1 tRNA gene is annotated in these 211 nt (G+C 40.3%); it reads right to left on the reverse strand.

Going from position 1 to position 211, the window contains the following annotated elements:
* Nucleotides 1-135: 135 nt before the first annotated feature.
* Nucleotides 136-209, reverse strand: a tRNA-Pro gene (locus N8M09_RS11165).
* Between the last annotated feature and the right edge of the window lie 2 nt (nucleotides 210-211).

Genomic DNA, 211 nt, shown 5'->3' on the forward strand with positions numbered 1-211 from the left:
TCAAAAAAGAAAGGACAAATTTCGTCCTTTCTCGATCTTAGCTTTTCTTCAACCCACTACAGTTGACAAAGAGCCTCTTAATGTATATAATATCTAGTTAAATAAAAAAGATACGCTTGGTATCTCTGTACTGAATCGGGAAGACAGGATTCGAACCTGCGACACCTTGGTCCCAAACCAAGTACTCTACCAAGCTGAGCTACTTCCCGAG

The sequence above is a fragment of the Streptococcus mitis genome, from assembly GCF_946190375.1.
GTDB lineage: Bacteria > Bacillota > Bacilli > Lactobacillales > Streptococcaceae > Streptococcus > Streptococcus mitis_CJ.